At 62.7% G+C, this 287-nt stretch carries 1 protein-coding gene; it reads right to left on the reverse strand.

The features are described from left to right. A partial coding sequence (locus tag SAZ04_RS21825) for a hypothetical protein (RefSeq protein WP_431309046.1) occupies window positions 1–266 on the reverse strand: 266 nt, incomplete at its 3' end. Between the last annotated feature and the right edge of the window lie 21 nt (window positions 267–287).

A 287-nucleotide genomic window follows, 5' to 3' on the forward strand; every position in this document is an offset into this window, starting at 1 on the left:
TTGCCGAGCAGGCCGCCGGCAATTGCACCGACGATCGTGCCGCCATCGCCATCGTTGCAGCGCTCACGCGCCCGATTGCGGTAATAGCGGCGGTCGTTACCATAATAGCGGCGGTCATTATACCCGCGGCGGTCGCGATAACGCTGGCCGTAATAGCCCGGTTCATAGCCATAATAACCCTGAGCCTGGGCGGGAGCCGTCGGCACGACGAGAGCGGTCGTTCCCATCGTCAGCGCCGCGGCAGCAAGCGTAAGCTGCTTGAACATGATCAGTCTCCTCGTGCCGTG

The organism is Halalkalibacter lacteus, assembly GCF_036663595.1.
In the GTDB taxonomy this organism is placed as follows: Bacteria; Bacillota; Bacilli; order Bacillales; family Bacillaceae_D; genus Halalkalibacter; species Halalkalibacter lacteus.